The following is a 20,726-nucleotide window of genomic DNA, read 5'->3' as shown; positions in this document are numbered from 1 at the left end:
GATAGTATGTCTTAAATTATTGTCAAAATACTCATTATATTAATGTTAATTCTACATGACTATATTATTAAGTAAAAAACCTATAGAAGAAAGTGCAGCTGTAGCTGCTGAAAGCTTACAAGAAGAGAGTAAAGCAAAGTTTACACAAGGGTCTACATTAAGACATGTCATTATTATGTCTTTAAGTACTTCAATAGGTCTTATAGCTATATTTATTGTTGATCTATTAGATATGTTTTTTCTTAGTATACTTGGAGAAGTTGAATTAGCTTCTGCAGTTGGGTATGCAGGAACTATATCTTTTTTCACGACATCTATAGCAATAGGTATTAGTATAGCTATGGGGGCATTAATATCTCGTTCAATTGGTGAAGGTAAAAAGCATTTAGCAAACTGTTACTTAATTAATATTTATTTAGTGACTTTGATAATTACAATACCTATCGCTATTTGTATATGGTTCTACATACCAAACTTGTTGATGCTTATAGGAGCAAAAGGAAAAACCTTAGAGTTTGCAACTCAATATTTACAAATTTTAATACCTTCTTTCCCAATATTAGCACTTGGAATAGCTTCTAGCACAGCATTGAGAGCATTTGGAGATGCTAAGTTTTCAATGTGCTCTACTTTACTAGGAGGTCTAGTCAATGCAGTATTAGATCCTATTTTTATATTTTCATTTTCTATGAATGTTAAGGGGGCTGCTATAGCATCTGTATTTGCACGAATTACAATATTATTAGTAGCATTTTTTACTTTATTAATTAAATATAAAGTATCTCTAACTTTTAACTTTAATAGTTTTAAAAAATCCTTATCACCTATAACAAAAATAGCACTGCCTGCAATATTAACAAATATAACTACCCCTATAGGAACTGCTTATACTATTTCGGAAATGTCAAAGTATGGGGATTCTGCAGTTGCTGGGATGTCTGTGATAGGTAGGTTATCTCCAGTAGCTTTTGCTATGGTTTTTGCAGTATCAGGGGCTATAGGATCAATTATAGGTCAAAATCTGGGAGCAAAAAATATTCAAAGAGTTAAAGAAACATTAGTGCAATCATTTTTATTTATTCTTGTAGTTGTAATTTTAGTATCTTTAGTGCTCTTATGTTTAAATAATTATCTAGTTTATTTATTTAACCTAACTGGAGATGCTGCTAGGCTTATGTATTTGTTTACCCATTTCGTGTCTATAAGCTATATTCTTGTTGGAGCAGGTTTTATAGCGAATGCAACATTTAATAATCTAGGTAAGTCATTTTATTCTTTTATAATTAACCTCTTAAAGGCGACTATTTTTACTATACCTTTTGTATATTTTGGAGCACGTCTCTATGGTGCTGAAGGTATTTTAATAAGTCAAAGTTTAGGAAGTATGATCTTAGGTTTGATTGCCTATATTTTTGCATATAGATATATAAAAACAATTTAAACTTTTATTTTCTCTTTAAAGCTGTAGCTAATAGATTAATATAACGGTTAAATCTATAATTAATAAATATTGAAAATAATATATTTATATTTGTTATGCTAACAGAAGCGACTTTATTTTTATTTTTCGCAATTATCGTTGTTCCTATTACAAAAAGACTTAAATTAGGTTCTATCTTAGGTTATTTAATAGCGGGTGTATTACTTGGACCTCTTTTTGGATTAATACACGATAACGTTGAGTCAATACAACATTTTGCAGAATTTGGTGTTGTTATGATGATGTTTTTAATAGGGATAGAGCTAAAGCCAAAGAAGGTGTGGGAATTACGTTATAGCTTAATAGGTTTAGGTGGATTACAAGTAATTATATCTACAGTATTATTGACTTTTATTTGTATTTTTATATTTAATATATCTTGGAACCAAGCATTAGCAATTTCACTAATTTTATCATTATCTTCAACTGCAATTGTTTTACAAAGTCTTCAAGAGGCAAGACAATCCAATACAAAGGCTGGACAATCAATATTATCAGTGCTTATAAGTCAAGATATTATTGTAATACCTATTTTTGCAATACTTCCTTTATTAATTCTTAAACATACAGTTGTTTCTATAGATCGTCACCATAATAACTTTATAGTAAGTTCACCAGTAATACATGCAATAATAATATTTATAACTATATTAATAATGATTATTGTAAGTAAGTTATTATTGCGCCATATTTTTCGATATATAGCAAAAACAAAGCTTCCGGAAATCTTTACAGGGTTAGTATTGCTAATAGTCATTAGTGTCTCTATATTTATGAATTATTTAGGTTTATCTCCCGCATTAGGAGCTTTCATTGCTGGTGTAATACTCTCAGAAAGTGAATATCGTCATGAAATAGAGAGCCAGATATCCCCATTTAAAGGGCTTCTAATGGGGTTGTTCTTTATATCTATAGGAGCCAGTATAAGTTTCCACATTTTAGTTACAAATTGGGAGTATGTTCTTTTAGGAGTTTTTCTACTGATGTCTAGTAAAATGCTTGTACTAATGTTCATAGCAAAGATATATAAGTTTGATAAATCAAATTTTTGGCTATTTAGCTTATCTCTAACTCAAGGAGGAGAGTTCGCTTTTGTATTACTTAGCTTTACTTTAACTATCAAATTAATTCCTAGTAATACAGTCGATATAATTACTTTAATAGTTATTTTATCTATGTTATTAACACCTCTATTATTTATGTTATATGAGAAAATTATTCTACCTATATGCCAAAATCAAAATAATCGTGATGCAGATAATATCGAACATTGTAGTAAAGTTATTATTGCTGGAGCAGGAAGGTTTGGACAAATAATAGCACGTGTATTAAAAGCAAATGATTATAACCCAGTAATTCTTGATAACGATATAAATACGATAGAGACATTTCGTAAATATGGAAATATTGCCTATTATGGAGATGCGCTGAATCCCGAGCTTTTAATCTCAGCAGGTACGCGTGAAGCAAAAGTTTTTGTGGCTGCTATTGATGATAGGGATGGTCAAATAGATTTAGTATCTATGATCAGAAGGCATCAGAAAGAAATTATTATTATAGCAAGAGCAAAGGATAGACATCATGTGTATGAACTTAAGAATGCCGGGGCTAACTATACTATTAGAGAAACCTTTGAATCAGCAAGTTCTGCAGCTGTTGAGACATTAGTTCGACTGGGTGAAGATAAGAGAATTGCTAAACTTAAAGTAGATAAGTTTAAAGCTTATGATAATGAATCTCTTGAGGCTGCAGAAGAAATGTGGCTCAAAAATGGTGAGGATAAAGACTATATTAATCAGGCAACTATAAATAGGAATGTTTTATCAGAACTTATGAAATTAGAGTCAAAGAGTTGATGATTTTGAGATATTGTATCTATTAATATATGGGTATTTAGTCTTTATGAAGTATTGTTTCTTTTAGAAAAGTACATATATGATGGCTTTGTCAGTTTTTAGAAGTAATGGTAGAAAGTTTATTGAAAGTTATGAGAAAGATATTGCTTTAGGCTTTGTAGATTATTAATGAGTAAGATATTTATAATATTTCTTGTGAGATAAGCATTATTTTTTTAATTCTAAAGCAAAGAAAAGTTTTATTAATATAAAGCTTACTAGCGATAGTATAAATATAATCGAAGCTAAAGCTAGGATTGTATGAATATGCACTAGGCCAAATATAAATACTAATATACTAGTTAAAAATATAAAGAATGAACCCATTAATGCATTTGCACTACCAGCAATATGACTAAATAGACCAATACATAGAGCAAAGAAGTTAGGGAAAACAATTCCTGCAAAGAAGAATGCAATAAACATAAATACTGCTAGCGCTACAATGCTAGTTGGCAAGAGGATGCTAATAATCATTAGTATTAAGCAAGATATTGCAGATATGCTAACAGCTAAGCTTAACTTCATTCTATTAAAATCTTCACTTAGGTGTAGTAAAAATCTGTTAGCCATATTTCCTAAGAACCAAGCAAAGCCCATTAATAGTGCAATATTTCCAAAAGTAATTGCTGAGTAATGTAAAGTATCTTCTATAACAAATACTCCTACTGTACTAAATATCACAAGGAATGAATAAAGTAGTCCAATGCAAAGTGTACCAAGAACAAAGTGGTTATGAGTAGCCATCTCATAGTAGTTTGAGAAGGCTTTGCCTAAAGACATTTTGTGTGTTTGTTTAGCTGTCTCACGATAGATAAAGGTGACCAAAAGTAGTACACAAATTCCATATATACTAAAGAAGTAGAAACATGATTTCCAACCGAAGTAGTGTTGTAAATGGCCACCTATGAAAGGAGCAATAATAGGACCCAATGCCCAGATGATAGTCATATAGTTTATCATTTTTTTATATTGAGCACCTTCAAAAATATCAGGAATAATTGCTCTAGCAGATACTCCAACAAATGCTATACACACACCTTGTAGTATACGATATACCATAAAAACAGTCATACTAGTTGTTAATGTCATTAAGTAAGAGATAATTATGAAGATTATCAGTGATACGATTATAGGCTTTTTACGACCAAAGCTATCTGTCACAGGTCCAGCAAATAGCTGAAAGAAAGCGAATGAAAGTAGATAAAATGAGATCGTATATTTTGCAAGAACCTCAGGTGTACCAAATGCAGAACTAATTGCTGGTAAAGATGGTGCATATAGATCAATACATAAGCCAGACATAGGAACTATTAAATAACAAATTATTGCAAATACTATGTTCATTGTGATTACTCCTTAAAATTTATAATTTTTTCTAAGTTTTAACTTTACTTTGATTATTATATCTTTTTAACTTAAGATTAATAAGAGCTTAAAAAGTTAAACATAGTTAACTAAAAGTTAAAAAGAGTGAGGTATTATGCTAAAAACACCAGATTTGAAGCCATCATTAGATCACTTTGAAGTTTTCCTAACAGTTGTTGAAGAGAGTAGTTTCACAAATGCAGCTAAAAAACTAGGTATTACAGTAGCGGCTGTTAGTAAGAATATTAAGCTATTGGAACAGCAGGTAGGCGCTCCTTTAATTTTGCGATCAACTAAGAGATTGAAAGTTACAGTTGAGGGAGAGAGGCTATATCAGCAGTGTAGGAATATTAAGCGTGAGTTAGATATAGCTAGGAATATGATTTCTGCGATAAATGCTAATCCTAGTGGCACACTTAATATTATTTGTAACCCTTTGTTATTTTCATCTGATTTATTAGAGAAGTTAGACACTTATACTCAGATGTATCCTGATGTTACTATTAATATAGATTTGACGGAGCAACCTGTTAATTTTGGACAAACAGCAATAGATATAGCATTTGGTTTTAATTGGCCACCGCCACAACATATTATTTCGCGTAAATATAAACAGACCTCTTATCTTACCTGTGCATCTCCGGAATATATTTGTAGATATGGTGAGCCAAGGACAGTTAAAGATATGCATAATCATAAGCTTATTACCCATACAATAAGAACAAAAAGTAATATGCATGTTTTACCTGGGTTTGAAAATACAGCAGAGAAATTGCAACCTTTTTTATATTTAAATAGTGTTGAAGCTATGAAAGCTTGTGTTTTACAAAATATGGGTATTGGTCAGTTCCATGATTATGCTGTAAAGAAAGAGCTAAAAGAAGGATCTCTAGTTGAGATACTTAAACCTGATAATATTGAAACCATTGATTTGTGTATCTATTATGAGAAAAATAATATTGTCCAACCAAAGGTTAAAAAGCTTATTGAGTTGTTTTTCTCGAAGTAACCTATGCTTTATTTTTATTAAAGTTTTTCTAAACTGGACGATCACTATTATAGTATTGTATTCTTAGTTAAGAGAGTTACGAAATGTCTGTAGAAGTCTAAATGCTTGGTACTTTAGCAAATATTCTAAGAATTTTATTCTAGATTAGCCATAGAAAAAGTTGAGTTAAGCTTACTAAATCTTTAGTATTAGTTTGCTTTCTTCTTTTCTTGGTCTAACATACCCATTCTCTGACTAAAAGAAGTTAGCATCCAAACAATATACCTTAAGCTTTTAATGATTTTTTAGGAAAAAGTTGATTCTGTTGTGAATGGTTGTTGATACTGATTATTATTAGTAATTATTATTCAATATATATTGGTTTTATATTATTAATAATTAAATTTAAATTGAATATTGTTAATTCTATGTTAATATAAAATTGGGTATGTAATATTAAATAAATTAATGAGTAATGACTATATATGGATAATTTAATCAATAATCTAAAACTTAAGTTAGGTTTTTTATTTTTAATAATATTTTCAGCTTTGTTATTAAGTGCTTGTGGTAAACATGATAAGCCAATGTTTAGGGTAACATATGTTTGTACTAATGATAGAGTTTGTAGTTTAACACTGGTCCCTTTAGATGCAGTATATGAGCAGGATTTGATTACAGATCAATTTCTTTATTCTAAACCATATCCTAATGGATATGTAAAGACAACTATTAGGTGGTTTGCAAATAGTCAAAGTAAGGCAGCACTTGCGAGTGAGAAAGAATTAGATGAGCGTAATCTAATAAGTTGTACTAACAATCAGTGTACTTTAAATAGTAACCCCACTGGTCTTCGATTTGATGGAAATGCTACCCATGCTATAGTACATGTTAAAGGTGAAGCATCAATTAATAATATAATTTATCCTGTTAATTTATCAACTAAAATAAAGTTTAATAATTTAGGTGCGCCAACAATAGCAACAGATGGTGTATGTAGTTCAGTTCATTCAAAATGTCGTTTTGAGGTGACTAAAGATCCAAAAGGAGGTTATTCTCCATTTTATTATAAGTGGTTGTTAAATAATAAACAGATAGCACAGACAAGAAGTGATGATAGTAATAAAGGTAAGTTAGATTATACATTTAAGAGTTTTAGTAATGATATGGTCTTACAGATGGTTGCTGTAGATAAGAATGGTGACCAGTCACCGCCGTCAAATAAACTTAAGTTATCTACATCTGGTGGCTTGCATTTGACAGTTGAAGGTGAAACTAATGTTGCTACTTCATCGGAGTATACATATGACGCTATTAATAGTTCATCGGAGCACGTATATAAAGCAAGTTCAGATAAGCCTTCAAATAATTTTATATGGACTTTGCCAAGTGGCTGGAGTATTAAGAAAGGAACTCCTGCTCATGCACAGGTGGTAACAGTTGAGACATCTAAAAATGTCTTACCGTCGGCATCTATAAAAGTAAGTGAGAAAGGTGTTGGTACAGGTTCTCTTCATATAACAATGTATGACAGCTCACAAGGCCCTACTGGAGGTGAAGTTGATCCGACATCTGGTAGTGTTAAAGCTGGTTCGACAGTTATATATAATGCAAAGAACTTTACTGTAGGAGGAGGTTCGGCGTCATCTAGACTACTAAATATTATGGAAGGTGATATATCTGGAACTGTTGATCAAGATGGTTATAGGTGGATTATAAAACAACCATACCAAGATGATTTTAGATTAGGTAATAGTACGACAGCTAATAATGCAGTTACTGTGTTGAATCCTAATTTAACTAGTATTCCTGCTGGGGTGATTGGGGTTCAGGCTAGTGATATAGGTAAGGATAAAAAGCGTCATTATGGTAAGGTGGTATATTCGAAAGATCCTGTAGCTATAAAAGGAAGTGACCTTAAGAGAGGTAGGATAGCGGTTCCTGTACCTGCAACTGTACCTTTTGGAGGAATAGTAACTCTTACAGCAGAAGATTTTGAACCTCAAAAAGATGTGGATCCAAAAGGGTATCAGTGGAAAGTAGTACCTTTATATGCGGATGATTTTAGTATAGTAGATCCTAAAAACACATCAAATACAGTTAAGATTCAGTTAGAGAAAAATGCATCTAGGTTTAGTGAGATACCAATAGATTCTATAGGAGTGGTAGCACATGATGTTAAAGGTAATCCAAGCAAGATTGTGTTATTAGATGAACCAATAAAGATAATCAAGAATCCTCCTGTAGTATTAATTAAATATGACAGTACAGGTGGGAAAGGAGATGGAAGTGTAGTTGAAGGTAACACGTTGACAATTACAGCAGATATTATTAAACCTGGTTCTGGAGGAGCACCATATAGTTACGATTGGAGTGGGGTGAAGTCAGGATTTACTGGTTGGACAGTAGATAGTGGAGGTGGATCTCACGATCCGACTATAACATTGAAGGCTCCTAAATATGCTACAGGTTTTGGTGTAAATAAATATAATGCTAATATGACAGTTAGTGATTCATTAGCTGTATCATCAGATCCTGAAAGTGTTACTGGAACTGTTGTAGCTGAGAGTACAAGTAAGCCAAAATTTACGTTGTCGTATAAAAGTGCGAGTGGAAAGACAGATGGAAGTGTAGTCGAAGGTAAAAAATTGACAATTGCAGTAAACCTTGGCACTCCTGGTCATGGAGCACCATATACTTTTGATTGGGATGGGGTGAAGTCAAGATTTACTGGTTGGACTTTGGTTAGTGGAGGTGGAGCTCACGATCCGACTATAACATTGAAGGCTCCTAAATATGCTACAGGTTTTGGAGTAAGTAAATATAATGCAAATATGACAATTAGTGACTCTGCATCGGTATCATCAGATCCTGTAAGTGTTACTGGAACTGTTATAGCTGAGAGTACAAGTAAGCCAGAATTCACGTTGTCGTATGAAAGTGCAAGTGGAAGGACAGATGGAAGTGTAGCTGAAGGTAAAAAATTGACAATTGCAGTAAACCTTAGCACTCCTGGTTATGGAGGACCATATACTTTTGATTGGAGTAAGGTGATGTCAGGATTTACTGGTTGGACTTTTGTTAGTGGAGGTGGAGCTCACGATGCAACTATAACATTGAAGGCTCCTAAATATGCTACAGGAAGTAAAGGCAATATATATAAATCAACAGTCACAGTTACCGATGTGGCCTCTATAGAGTCGGATCCGGTAATGGCGACAGCAACAGTTAAAGCTGTTCCTAAAATTACGGTAGTTCAAGATCCTGCGACAGGTATAATTCCATATGACGCAGGAAGTAGTAGTCAGATTCTTACATATACAGCTAGTGGAGCAGGAACAGGAGGAAGTTATAGTTGGACTGTACCGGCTACCGTATCAAATGCGAAAGGTATAAGTGTTACAGGAAAAGATACAGCGACATTAACATTAACTATTAATGATAAAGAAATAGCTCTAGGAGGATTGTCTATTGCTGAAGGAGCTATTACGGTTATAGGAACAGATAGTGATGGTATTGCATCTCAAGCAGATGCTCCAGCTGCTAGAATAAATGGTTCAAAAGGGGGTCCTACAGGTAATGTAACAGTAGATAAGCCGATTTTACCATATACAGGAGATGATCAAGAAATAACATATACAGCTAATTATGCTTTAGCAAAAGGAACTACAGGTACATTAGGTTATACCTGGACAGTTGACAAATCAAAGCTTCCAGATGGAGTAAGTGTTAAGTCAAGTAGTATGAAAGATAGCGTTCTTGTATTGGCTGTTGATCATAGTAAGGTGGATGCTACTTATGAATCTATTAAAGCAGGTGCTATAAGTGTGGTAGTACAAGATAACGTAGGTAATAAGGTTACAGGTTCAGGACCTGGTGTTAGGATAAATGGTTCAACAGGAGCTCCTACAGGTAGTGTAAAAGTAGATAAGCCGACTTTACTGTATACAGGAGACGTTCAAGAAGTAACATATACTGCTAAGTATAAATTAGCAAAAGGAGCTATAGGTAAATTAGGTTATACTTGGGCAGTTTCAAATCTTCCGGACGGAGTAAGTGTTGATAAGTCAAGTAGTAGTATGAAAGGAAGCGTTCTTGTATTGGATGTTGATGACAGTAAGGTAGATACTGCTGGTGAATCTATTATTAATGGAGCTGTAAGCGTAGTAGCACAAGATAGTTTAGGTAATAAGGTTACAGGTCCAGGACCTGAAGTTAAGATAAATGGATCATCAAGTGCTCCGAGTGTTAGCAGTATTGTATTAACTAGTTCTAAAGTAGTTCCATATGATGGAATTAATTCACAAGAAATAACATATTTAGCGACAGTTAACGGAGGTAAAGAGCCATATAATTATGCTATAGACTCTGTTGGTTTAATAGCTAAATATGGATCAGAGTTATCAGATGCTTCAGTGACTAATGATGGAGGTGGTAAAGCGACAATCACATTAACAGTTAAGCCTAAAGCTGCTGCTGGAGAAATAGATCCCTCAGATATAAAGCTAGGTGTTAAGGGTAATGATGGTAATATAAACTATGGAGTTGCTAATACGGGAGTTAAGATAACTGGCTCATCAGCTGCTCCTACAGGTGATGTAACAGTAGATAAGCCGATTTTACCATATACAGGAGATGATCAAGAAATAACATATACAGCTAATTATGCTTTAGCAAAAGGAACTACAGGTACATTAGGTTATACCTGGACAGTTGACAAATCAAAGCTTCCAGATGGAGTAAGTGTTAAGTCAAGTAGTATGAAAGATAGCGTTCTTGTATTGGCTGTTGATCATAGTAAGGTGGATGCTACTTATGAATCTATTAAAGCAGGTGCTATAAGTGTGGTAGTACAAGATAACGTAGGTAATAAGGTTACAGGTTCAGGACCTGGTGTTAGGATAAATGGTTCAGCAGGAGCTCCTACAGGTAGTGTAAAAGTAGATAAGCCGACTTTACTGTATACAGGAGACGTTCAAGAAGTAACATATACTGCTAAGTATAAATTAGCAAAAGGAGCTATAGGTAAATTAGGTTATACTTGGGCAGTTTCAAATCTTCCGGACGGAGTAAGTGTTGATAAGTCAAGTAGTAGTATGAAAGGAAGCGTTCTTGTATTGGATGTTGATGATAGTAAGGTAGATACTGCTGGTGAATCTATTATTAATGGAGCTGTAAGCGTAGTAGCACAAGATAGTTTAGGTAATAAGGTTACAGGTCCAGGACCTGAAGTTAAGATAAATGGCTCAAGTAGTGCGCCTGATATAACGATAACTATGACCCCTGCATCAGGTAAAATTCCATATGACGCAGATAATACTAGCCAGAAGCTTGAATTTAAAGCTCAAGGAGCCGGAGTAGGAGGAAGTTATAGTTGGACTGTACCGGCTACTGTATCAAAGGCGCAAGGTATAAGTGTTGCAGGAAAAGATACGGCGACATTAACATTAACTGTTAATGATAAAGAAATAGCTCCAGGAGGGTTGTCTATTGCTAAAGGAGATATTACTGTTATAGGAACTGATGCTACTGGTAATAAGTCTAAAGTTGATGCACCAGCAGCGGCTATCAATGGATCAAGTAGTACGCCTACAATTACCGTGAGTATGGGCATACCTACTTTAGTAAAAACGGGTATTTTGCCATTTATATCTGGGAAGAGCTCTCAAATTGTTACATTTACTGCCTCTGGAGAAGCAGGCGTTACTTTAAGTAACTTTAAATGGGATGTTGAAAAAGTAAAAAGCTTGAACGGTGTCTCTATAAAAAGTAAATCAGGCGATAAACTTGTTTTAGATGTTGATGATACAGCATCTGGGATGGATAAGCCACAAACATTATCAAAAGGAGATATATCTGTAACTGCGGAGGATGCGGATGGCGATAAAGGATTAGGTCAGGCGCCAAAGCTTACAATTAATGGATCCTCTAATCTACCTGAGATTACATATGTAGTATTAAGTCCTACACCACCGAGTGCATTACCTTATAATGATATAAATCCTGGAAAAATTAAATATGGTCTGGCTACTGTTAAAGGTACTAAGCCTTTTTCAATTGTTCAAATTGATACAAAGGGTCTGGATAGTAATAAAGATATTGTTGCTCATGGAGGAGGTACACTACCAGGTTCAGTTGTATTCACAATTAAACCTGATGCAACGGCAGGAAAATTATTGGGTGCTGATTTTGGTGTATATATACAAGATGGCGACGGCGATGAGCCTGGTGAAATACAATCATCTGAGAATGTTACGATAAATGGAAAGGCAAATGCTCCTCAAGGAACTATTGCTTTAAAATCTGCAACACCAGTTGGTAATACGGGAGGTAGTGATAAAATTGAATACAAAGCTAGCTATAGTCCTGGGAAGGACCAATCTGGTACATTAACATATACATGGGCTGAAAATAATTTACCAGCGTCTATTACGTTTGATCATACAAGTGCTGATGGATCAGAAATTTATTTAAATGTAGCAAAGAATACCGATGATAGTGGATATAACTTTGATCCATCAAATAAGTTAACAGTAACAGTTTCAGATCCGGCAGGGAATACTATTACAGCTCATCCTTCTACTGTAGTACATATAAATGGAGAAGAAGATGGACCAACTATTAGTATGACTCCTAGTACATATACAACTACCGTAGGTAAAAGTATGACCGTTACTGCTAATGTAAGTAAAGGGAAGCCTCCATATACTTACAGTTGGAGTTTTCATAATGTTTATCCTTACGGTTACCCTATAGACCATTACACATTAAGCCCTGATAATACAACTCAGACTTTATATATTTCAAGTTTCCCTGCGGATGATCAATATGGAATAAAGCAAGGTAATATAAAACTCTATGTCACTGATAGTAACGGAAATCAAAGCAAAACTATATCTAATCCCCTCATTGATATAGTTACTGATGTTCCTCAATTACGATCAATAACTGCTTCTTCAACTAGTGTGTCAGTAGGTAAATATACAACTTTAACTGCAACCGGAGATAACCTGCCAGATGGAGATCACTATACTTGGACTTTGCCTAAGGGTTGGAAATTTGAGGGTTCATCTCCTGATAAAAAGGCTAAGCAAATAGTTGTCGGGCCAAATGGAACATTTCCTGTATCAGGAGAAGTAAAAGTTGAAATTAATTATGGTGATCAAACGTATGGTCCTGTATCTAAGTCTATATATGTGGCTCTTACTCCTCCAACTATAGGCAAACCAACTTGTACAGGACTAAACTGTACCGTTAAGTTGAGTACTTTAGCAGCTGGAGGTTCTGGAAGCTTTAATTATACAGCTGTAATTAATACTAGTGGAAGTCATGTTAGTGCTATAGCAAACCAATCATATAGTTCAGATACTCAAACTATAACATTTACAACAAATGGAGATGGAGCAGGATGGCCTCAGACTCTAAGGGTGAAAGCTACAGATGCAACAACACCTGCAGATTACGCTGATTCTGACACTTCCGATCCATTTACACCTGGACCGATTAATCCTCCTGGTTTAACAGCTGGCTCTTGTACGGGGATGAGCTGTAACGTTACAATAACTGCAGCAACTGGTGGATCTACTCATGGATTTACATACGCAATCTATGATAAAGCCGATACGAGCACACCAATAAAAGCAAATATCACGGATATATCCTCTCCAATTACGTTAGACTTTGCTGGGGAAAGTGTCGGAAATCATACTGTTTATGCAGTTGCAGAAGATAACACTTCCAGTGCTATAAGTAATCACTCACCGGACGCAACTGTAACACCTAGTGTAGAACCTGTAATAAGACCATCAATTTCATCCGTCATATGTACACCTGCTTCATCTAATAAGTTTACGTGTACTACAACGTTAACACCAGCTAGTGGTGGTACCGGAGAAGGGTTTGACTATACTATATCCGATTCAAGTACTATTACAGGTCATAACGACCCTAAACCGAGTATCCTAACAACCATACCTGCAAAAACATCCGATCCTTTGTCAGTTAGATTCACTGTATCTGATAAAACAGCTGGGTGGGAACAGCAAGTAAAATTTACTGCCAAGGATAAAGGTGATACTTCTAAATCTCGCGACTCGAATACAAAGGAATATACACCTGGACCAATTAATCCTCCTGGTTTAACAGCTGGCTCTTGTACGGGGATGAGCTGCAACGTTACAATAACTGCAGCAACTGGTGGATCCACTAATGGATTTACATACGCAATCTATGATAAAGCTGATACGAGCAAACCAATAAAAGCAAGTATCACGGATATATCCTCTCCAATTACGTTAGACTTTGCTGGGGAAAGTGACGGAAATCATACTGTATATGCAGTTGCAGAAGATAACACTTCCAGTGCTATAAGTAATCACTCACCGGACGCAACTGTAACACCTAGTGCGGAACCTGTAATAAGACCATCAATTTCATCCGTCATATGTACACCTGCTTCATCTAATAAGTTTACGTGTACTACAACGTTAACACCAGCTAGTGGTGGTACCGGAGAAGGGTTTGACTATACTATATCCGATTCAAGTACTATTACAGGTCATAACGACCCTAAACCGAGTATCCTAACAACCATACCTGCAAAAACATCCGATCCTTTGTCAGTTAGATTCACTGTATCTGATGAAACAGCTGGGTGGGAACAGCAAGTAAAATTTACTGCCACAGATAAAGGTGATACTACTAAATCTAAAGACTCGAGTAAAGAGAACTATAGACCCGGACCGATTACTGCTCCTAGTTTAACAGTACCTGATTGTTCTACTAACAATATGAAGTGTACAGCGACATTTACTAAAGCGAGTGGAGGGTCAAGTCGAGGATTCAGTTACGACGTTGCTGTCACGGATACTACAGCGGGTAAAGATGCCCGAATTAGTGTTTCTCCTGAAATAAGCGATTCTAACGATGGCAGATCAATAACATTTGATTTTTCTGGGAATAAATCGGGTGATAGTTACAAATTAGTTTTAACGGCTACTGACTCAAAATCTCAAGCGACGGCCAAAACTAATAGTAATTTTAAACCGACAGAACCCGCACCACCCACGCCCCTACAATTGACAAGCGCAGAATTCATCTGGGCCGGCCCTCCGAATGTAGGAATAAATCAATATCAAGTTAATGTACAAGACTCAAATATTGCAGTAGTAAAACTTTACTATGGATATGGATCAAGCGCACCGTCTCTTGCTCGGCCTATACGAGGCTCAACGCATAACGTAAGTTCGAAAGGCTCTCACTGGTTTGCCGCCGACTCCGCAGATGTATTTAACGGTAGTCATGTTTCGAGCTGTAATGGAATGCATGATTATCCAGGTAGTAGTTACACGATAGAAGCGAAAGGATACAGCAGCAGTGGAAAAGAAATTGCACATACGACATTGTATTGGTTCTCGGCTGGCACAGCCTTATACAGCGAGATACCTAATACCCAGTCCGGGCGAGGGTCCTTAACGGTAGATCAGTGTTGATAACGAAGAGAGAGTGAAGAAAAAAAATATGAGTGGACAAAAAAAAAAGCCACATAAAAAGGAAGTCAGAGGGAGAATAGGGAATTTAAACAAGAAGAAGAGAACGAGCGAGACGAATAGAGGTCCAACATTCTATCCTATATCTACTCCGCCCCCACAACAGAATAATTTATATTTACTATCAAGTCGGTCGGTGGTCGCTATTAATATTTAGAGTGACTCATAAAGCCCTATTAATTATTATTAATTCTTTTAGTTATATTTATAACTTTTTTATTTAAATTAAACTCTTGACCCAAAAATATAAAAGGCCTTGAGTTTGGGTTATTTAAATTTCTATAATCAGTTTTATCAGGGTGTTCTTCTAACTTTAATTTATTTAATATTTGTTTGGTTATTTTGGCAGCTTTTCTAAGCATTGGCTTTGATTGAGCTAAGATAATCCAATCATCAGCATAGCGTAGATACTTTACATTTAATCTTTGCATAGCTTGATCTAGCTCATTTAGATATATGCAACCTAATACAGGTGACAGAGGTGAGGATTTTGATATACCTTTTTGAATCTCTACATAGTTACCATCTTGCCATTGTATTCTATCTAAATGTCTAGCAATAAGCTTAAATTGATTAGAAGTTGTAAAACGTCTAATCCTTGAGAGAAGAATCTCATGATCAATAGAGTTATAAAATTTATAGATATCTGATCTGTAAATATACTTATGAGTTTCTAGGAGCTTAGTCAGAACTTTTCTAGCTCTTGGTACACCTCCGTGATATTTGTTAGAGTAGCAATACTTATTGAAGTTATATTTATCCAGGATATCTCTAGCTAAATACTTAAGAGCGATAGAATCTTTAGCATCCCAAATTATTGATGTTTGATTGTTTGGTTTTCTTATTTTCTTAGCAGAAGAGAATATATGTTTGGCATTTTGTATATCTGCTTCTAAAGTATCTATCAACTTAGGATTAGTATGTATCTTAAATTTTAAATCCCAATAACTATCATTAGCTGGCCATTTGCGTCTTTTGAGATGTAACCAATCTAAGATTTCATTCATCTGATTTTATTAAAAAGACTATAATATTAATTATAAATCCTAATTGTACTAGGATACAGTATTTATATACCATATAAAAAACTAGGAGGGCTAGTCTTTTTCAGGGATACAGCTTGCATTACTATCATTTATGTTATTGGAAAATGATGAATCATTTATAGTTCCATCAAGATTGGCCTTTATGGTGTTGTAATTACCTAAGGTTATCTTTTGCAACAATCATAGTAAAAGAATCATTGCAACCGCTTCAAGAGTTACGGTTGCTAGCTTTTTTTAGAATGATTAGTTTATCCTGTATAAGTAATATTATATCAGTAGGGCAAGTTTTATGAGCTTTTCTACCATTATCTTGAGCTGTAACTTTAAAGTCATCAAAGTTTGCAGTGTTCGAGTTAGAATTAGCCAATCAGGAGATGTTCTGATATCTTGTGCTTTTGGAGTATTGATAGTTATTGATTTCTTGTGGGTAATGGCTATACATCCATCTAAAAAACAAATAAATAGAAGGTATGCATGTACATGTTTTTATACGGTTCATAATAAAGACATGTTTATTATTCATATATTTGAATAGATAAAGCGTGAATAAGCATTATTTGCCGAAGAACCAAGTTAAACTAGCACATATCATATTGATACCCTACCATTATATCCGATCAAATCACTAGGGGCCATTGTCTGAATATATTTATAGTCAACACTTGTTTGAGGGTGTTTTGAGAGTTCAAATTTAAGACCTCCGCAACATCCCAAGCACCAGTAGTTTCACCTGCTAAGTTTGCCCAGTCAGTACTTGTATGGTCACTCAGATTTATTACGCCTTCACCTAATCCGCCAAATATACCATTGTATTGCGAATTGGTTATATTATATAGCTAAATATTTATTAACATTCTAACCTACTATACATTCCATCCTGAGCTTATGGCTTGAGTATTAGATCAATAGTTTTCTCCAAGTGTATATAAAGTTAGCATCTCATTATATTGTCTATCTTGGGCTCAAGTATATTTGTTAATGAGCTGAATGTACTTAGAAAAGGTGTAGTTGATGCACTATATGTGGAAAGACATCGAAGTAGAGTTAGTAGAATATATGCCGGCATATTTTAATATATAATTAATATTAGATTTATTTATATATTATTGAAACATCATTTATATTAATTATATATTAGATAAATATTTTGCAATAATTATTTTTTTATTTTAATATTAAGTTTGCTTTAATTTTTAATTTTGTTTCAAACCTATAAATGTCCTATAGTCGTCTTATATATATATTCATATTTGCTATCTTTTTTTCTCAGGCAAATGCTTCACGAATTACAGATGGAAATCCCACCAAACAAGATTGGGCATGTACTGTGGGTCAAGATGGCCAATGGGATTGTCGTAAATCGCCGAAGCCAAAGAATGTTTTTGCAAAAGAGTTAAAGGCTAGCCAGAAGCAAAAAGCACTAGCTAATGATTTGGGTTGGGTTAGTAAACCTTCGTATATGGTCGGGGGGTATTATAATAACGATACTCAATTTACTAAGGCGCTATGTAAATCCAAAGCAACAAAGATATCTAATGAAAGTTCCCAATATGATTCAGATGGAAATCTGATTGCTTCTGGTAATGTTGAGTTTTTTCAATGTAATCAAGAAATATATGCTAAGAATGCTATTGTTGGATTTAATAGTAATTTATCTTCGGTTGAGTCTATAGAGGCAATTGGTAATGTGGTCGTGAGAAAGCCAAGAACAGGACTTGTTATACGTACAAAAGATCTGAGCGCAAACTTAAATGATGATACATATAGCGCTGGACCTACATATTTTAGGTTTGCTCGAGAGACATCAGGTACTAGGATGTATAATAAAGAAAACTTTAGTGGCTATATAAGAGGTTATGGTAAATCTTTTCTTAAGAAAAAAAATAACATTCTTATATCAGATGGTTATATAACCACAGGTAGTCCATATGATAATGATTGGAGATTAACTGGGAGAAATATCGATATAGATACTAAAACAAATATGGCATATATAAAAAATGGCTATTTTGAAATCAAAGATATACCAGTTTTGTATATACCTTACTATTCTCATCCTATTGATGATAAAAGAAGATCAGGATTTTTAATGCCGAGTATCCTCCAAAATACAAATGTTGGTTATGGTATATCTATTCCTTATTATTTTAACCTTGCACCAAACTATGATTTATTACTAGATACAGTGCTTTGGTCAAAAAGAGGTCTGATGGAGAATGGTACTTTTAGGTATATGTCAGAGAATACCCAAGAGCAGTTTGAAGGATCTATAGTCCCTTATGACTTTCAGGCACAAGAAATGAGGGGAGCATTTACTTTGACAAGCAAGAGTGCCTTTAAAAATGGTATATCGACAAACTTTGAATATGATTATGTAAGTGATGCGCAGTATTATAATGACTTTTCAGTTGGTAATATTGATTTAGTTACTAAAACATTACTTGATAGAGAGTTTGATTTAGATTATAAAAATAGCTATATCAATTCAGGCATTACAATTTTAGATTATGGTAAAGTAAATCCGACCTTAACAGTTGATAACACACCATATGCAAAGTTACCTGAAGTGAGATTTAATGTTACATCTCAAGGCTATACTCCAAACTATCTAACAGTAAGTGCAAATACCCTTAATACATTTTTCCAAAAATCACCTGGTCCTATATCAGGAGATCCTGGTGCGGCATTGGGAACAAATGTGAATGCTTTTAGAGGTTATGAGTCGCCAAAGATTGCTGGAAACTATACTAATAGTTGGAGCTATATAAAGCCATCTTTAGAAGTACCTATTCGTTACTATCAGTTAGAAAGAAAGCCAACAGATACTATTAAGTTTAATAATAGTTCTGTGACAAGTATAATTCCAATATTTAATATTGATGCTGGAGCATATTTTGATCGTGATGTTACAACTAGTGTAGGTTCATTTACACAAACACTACACCCTAGATTGTTCTATACATATATTCCATATCAAGACCAGACGGATATCCCTCTATTTGATACAAGTTTACAGAATGAGCAGTATCAACAGATGTTTCAGGTTAACCGTTTTACAGGGCACGACAGGATCAATAATGCTAATCAGGTCACATATGCATTAGAAACCTCAATGTTAGATAAATCTGATGGTAGTGCTTTAGCTAAAGCAAAAATAGGACAGATGTTATATTTAGCAGATAGGAGAGTAACTTTATGTCAAGGTAATTCAAAGTGTCCTGACCCTGGTATGATGGATGAGTTTTCAAAAGATACTTTTTCTCCAGTAATGACTTCTTTTGATATGTATATAACAAAAGATTTATACTTTAATGGTCAGATAAACTATAGGATTAATAGAAACAACTTAGATTATCAGGTTTACTCGCTAATATATAAGGATAAGAGTGAGAACGTAATTAGTGTTTCATATAACAATATTGCAAATGACTGGAATTCTTTAACACAACAGCAAATAGATGATGGAGTTGCTCCGCCACATCAAGAGACTATCACGTTAGGAGGAGTATTAAATCTTACAAACCATTGGGCAGTAGCAGGATTATGGAACTATAATTTTCAACAAAAACAGATAGCTAATGCTTTTGTAGGTGTTCAATATAATGCTAAATCATGGGCTCTGAGATTCTTATACCAAGTAAGTGCTTATACAAACCAAGATCCTAATGAACCTACCTTGCTAGGAGGCCTTACAGATACATTTTTAATGTCTTTTGAACTTAAAGGTCTTGGTGGAGGGCTTGGTAATACAGATGAGCTATATTCACGACTACAGCAAATACCAGGCTATACACAAGGACAGTGGGGATCGGATTAATTGAACTTATTAGCACTACAGAAGGATAGGGTTTTCTAGCTTAATACAACCTTTCAACTATAAGTAATATGTTTTATAAAAATATGGATATTGTCTAACCAAAGGTTAAAAAGCTTATTGAGTTGTTTTTCTCGAAGTGATTAGTATTAAAAATTAATTTGACTCTAAAAAAGAGAAAAGAATATCCTTTATAGGGATAGAATTAGATAGATTTGATATTAATAGCAGCCATTTTGCCTCTGTTTTCTTCAGTTTCAAAGCTTATTTTTTCGCCTTCACGTAGAGAGCTTAAACCAGAATTTTCAACTGCACTGATATGAACAAACACATCTTTACCGCCATCTTGAGGCTCTATGAATCCGAATCCTTTAGTCGTATTGAAAAACTTAATAGTACCTTGTCTCATTGTTTTATTTCCTTTTGTTTATTGTTTTATGTAAGTTAAATCACATTGGGCTTAGTTTTAAACTTTAACGATTTACTTATAAAGGATAGAATATTGGAAATAAACTTCTGATATATTAGTTTCGTAGTAGTCAAATAAAGTTACAATATAAATAACTGTTAGCAATCATATAGTAACA

At 34.1% G+C, this 20,726-nt stretch carries 9 protein-coding genes and 1 pseudogene; 6 read left to right on the top strand and 4 right to left on the bottom strand.

Features of this window, described 5'->3' with window-relative positions:
- Window positions 1-55 precede the first annotated feature (55 nt).
- Window positions 56-1,441 (top strand): MATE family efflux transporter, encoded by a 1,386-nt coding sequence (locus F3D62_RS03260; protein WP_150466816.1) that lies wholly within the window; start codon window positions 56-58, stop codon window positions 1,439-1,441.
- Between the two features lie 95 nt (window positions 1,442-1,536).
- Window positions 1,537-3,336 (top strand): monovalent cation:proton antiporter-2 (CPA2) family protein, encoded by a 1,800-nt coding sequence (locus tag F3D62_RS03255; protein ID WP_150466815.1) that lies wholly within the window; start codon window positions 1,537-1,539, stop codon window positions 3,334-3,336.
- A 207-nt stretch (window positions 3,337-3,543) separates the two neighbouring features.
- Here the strand turns inward: F3D62_RS03255 and F3D62_RS03250 are convergent, their stop codons facing one another.
- Window positions 3,544-4,722 (bottom strand): MFS transporter, encoded by a 1,179-nt coding sequence (locus F3D62_RS03250; RefSeq protein WP_150466814.1) that lies wholly within the window; start codon window positions 4,720-4,722, stop codon window positions 3,544-3,546.
- A gap of 136 nt (window positions 4,723-4,858) precedes the next feature.
- On the opposite strand from F3D62_RS03250, the gene F3D62_RS03245 reads away from it, so the two are divergent.
- Complete coding sequence (locus F3D62_RS03245; protein WP_150466813.1) at window positions 4,859-5,752, top strand: LysR family transcriptional regulator; 894 nt, start codon at window positions 4,859-4,861, stop codon at window positions 5,750-5,752.
- 464 nt (window positions 5,753-6,216) lie between these two features.
- On the top strand, window positions 6,217-15,222 hold the full coding sequence (locus F3D62_RS03240; protein WP_150466812.1) for an immunoglobulin domain-containing protein: 9,006 nt from the start codon (window positions 6,217-6,219) through the stop codon (window positions 15,220-15,222).
- A gap of 233 nt (window positions 15,223-15,455) precedes the next feature.
- Here F3D62_RS03240 and F3D62_RS03235 read toward each other — a convergent pair whose 3' ends face one another.
- Window positions 15,456-16,286 carry a reverse transcriptase domain-containing protein gene (locus tag F3D62_RS03235; RefSeq protein ID WP_150466811.1) on the bottom strand — a complete coding sequence of 277 codons (831 nt, stop codon included), beginning with the start codon at window positions 16,284-16,286 and terminating at the stop codon, window positions 15,456-15,458.
- Window positions 16,287-16,614: 328 nt separating this feature from the next.
- Here F3D62_RS03235 and F3D62_RS03230 point away from each other — a divergent pair, with 328 nt between their 5' ends.
- Window positions 16,615-16,860, top strand: a complete 246-nt coding sequence (locus F3D62_RS03230) for a hypothetical protein (protein WP_150466810.1) — start codon at window positions 16,615-16,617, stop codon at window positions 16,858-16,860.
- Window positions 16,861-16,884: 24 nt separating this feature from the next.
- On the opposite strand, the pseudogene F3D62_RS12905 reads toward F3D62_RS03230, so the two are convergent.
- Window positions 16,885-17,158, bottom strand: a pseudogene (locus tag F3D62_RS12905) (OmpA family protein); the annotation flags it as partial.
- 383 nt (window positions 17,159-17,541) lie between these two features.
- Here F3D62_RS12905 and F3D62_RS03225 point away from each other — a divergent pair.
- Window positions 17,542-20,142 (top strand): LPS-assembly protein LptD, encoded by a 2,601-nt coding sequence (locus tag F3D62_RS03225; RefSeq protein ID WP_150466809.1) that lies wholly within the window; start codon window positions 17,542-17,544, stop codon window positions 20,140-20,142.
- Between the two features lie 202 nt (window positions 20,143-20,344).
- Here the strand turns inward: F3D62_RS03225 and F3D62_RS03220 are convergent, their stop codons facing one another.
- Entirely contained in the window at window positions 20,345-20,548 is a 204-nt protein-coding gene (locus F3D62_RS03220) for a cold-shock protein (RefSeq protein WP_150466808.1), read from the bottom strand.
- Between the last annotated feature and the right edge of the window lie 178 nt (window positions 20,549-20,726).

Source organism: Francisella sp. SYW-9 (genome assembly GCF_008711465.1).
Lineage (GTDB): Bacteria > Pseudomonadota > Gammaproteobacteria > Francisellales > Francisellaceae > Francisella.
Note: the sequence above shows the minus strand (reverse complement) of the source record. Positions and strands in the feature narration are given on the sequence as shown.

Excerpts from the sequence above, each read along its gene's own strand:
- F3D62_RS03260 (WP_150466816.1), top strand. The coding sequence starts at position 56 with ATGACTATATTATTAAGTAAAAAACCTATAGAAGAAAGTGCAGCTGTA.
- F3D62_RS03255 (WP_150466815.1), top strand. The coding sequence starts at position 1,537 with ATGCTAACAGAAGCGACTTTATTTTTATTTTTCGCAATTATCGTTGTT.
- F3D62_RS03250 (WP_150466814.1), bottom strand. The coding sequence starts at position 4,722 with ATGAACATAGTATTTGCAATAATTTGTTATTTAATAGTTCCTATGTCT.
- F3D62_RS03245 (WP_150466813.1), top strand. The coding sequence starts at position 4,859 with ATGCTAAAAACACCAGATTTGAAGCCATCATTAGATCACTTTGAAGTT.
- F3D62_RS03240 (WP_150466812.1), top strand. The coding sequence starts at position 6,217 with ATGGATAATTTAATCAATAATCTAAAACTTAAGTTAGGTTTTTTATTT.
- F3D62_RS03235 (WP_150466811.1), bottom strand. The coding sequence starts at position 16,286 with ATGAATGAAATCTTAGATTGGTTACATCTCAAAAGACGCAAATGGCCA.
- F3D62_RS03230 (WP_150466810.1), top strand. The coding sequence starts at position 16,615 with ATGAGCTTTTCTACCATTATCTTGAGCTGTAACTTTAAAGTCATCAAA.
- F3D62_RS03225 (WP_150466809.1), top strand. The coding sequence starts at position 17,542 with ATGTCCTATAGTCGTCTTATATATATATTCATATTTGCTATCTTTTTT.
- F3D62_RS03220 (WP_150466808.1), bottom strand. The coding sequence starts at position 20,548 with ATGAGACAAGGTACTATTAAGTTTTTCAATACGACTAAAGGATTCGGA.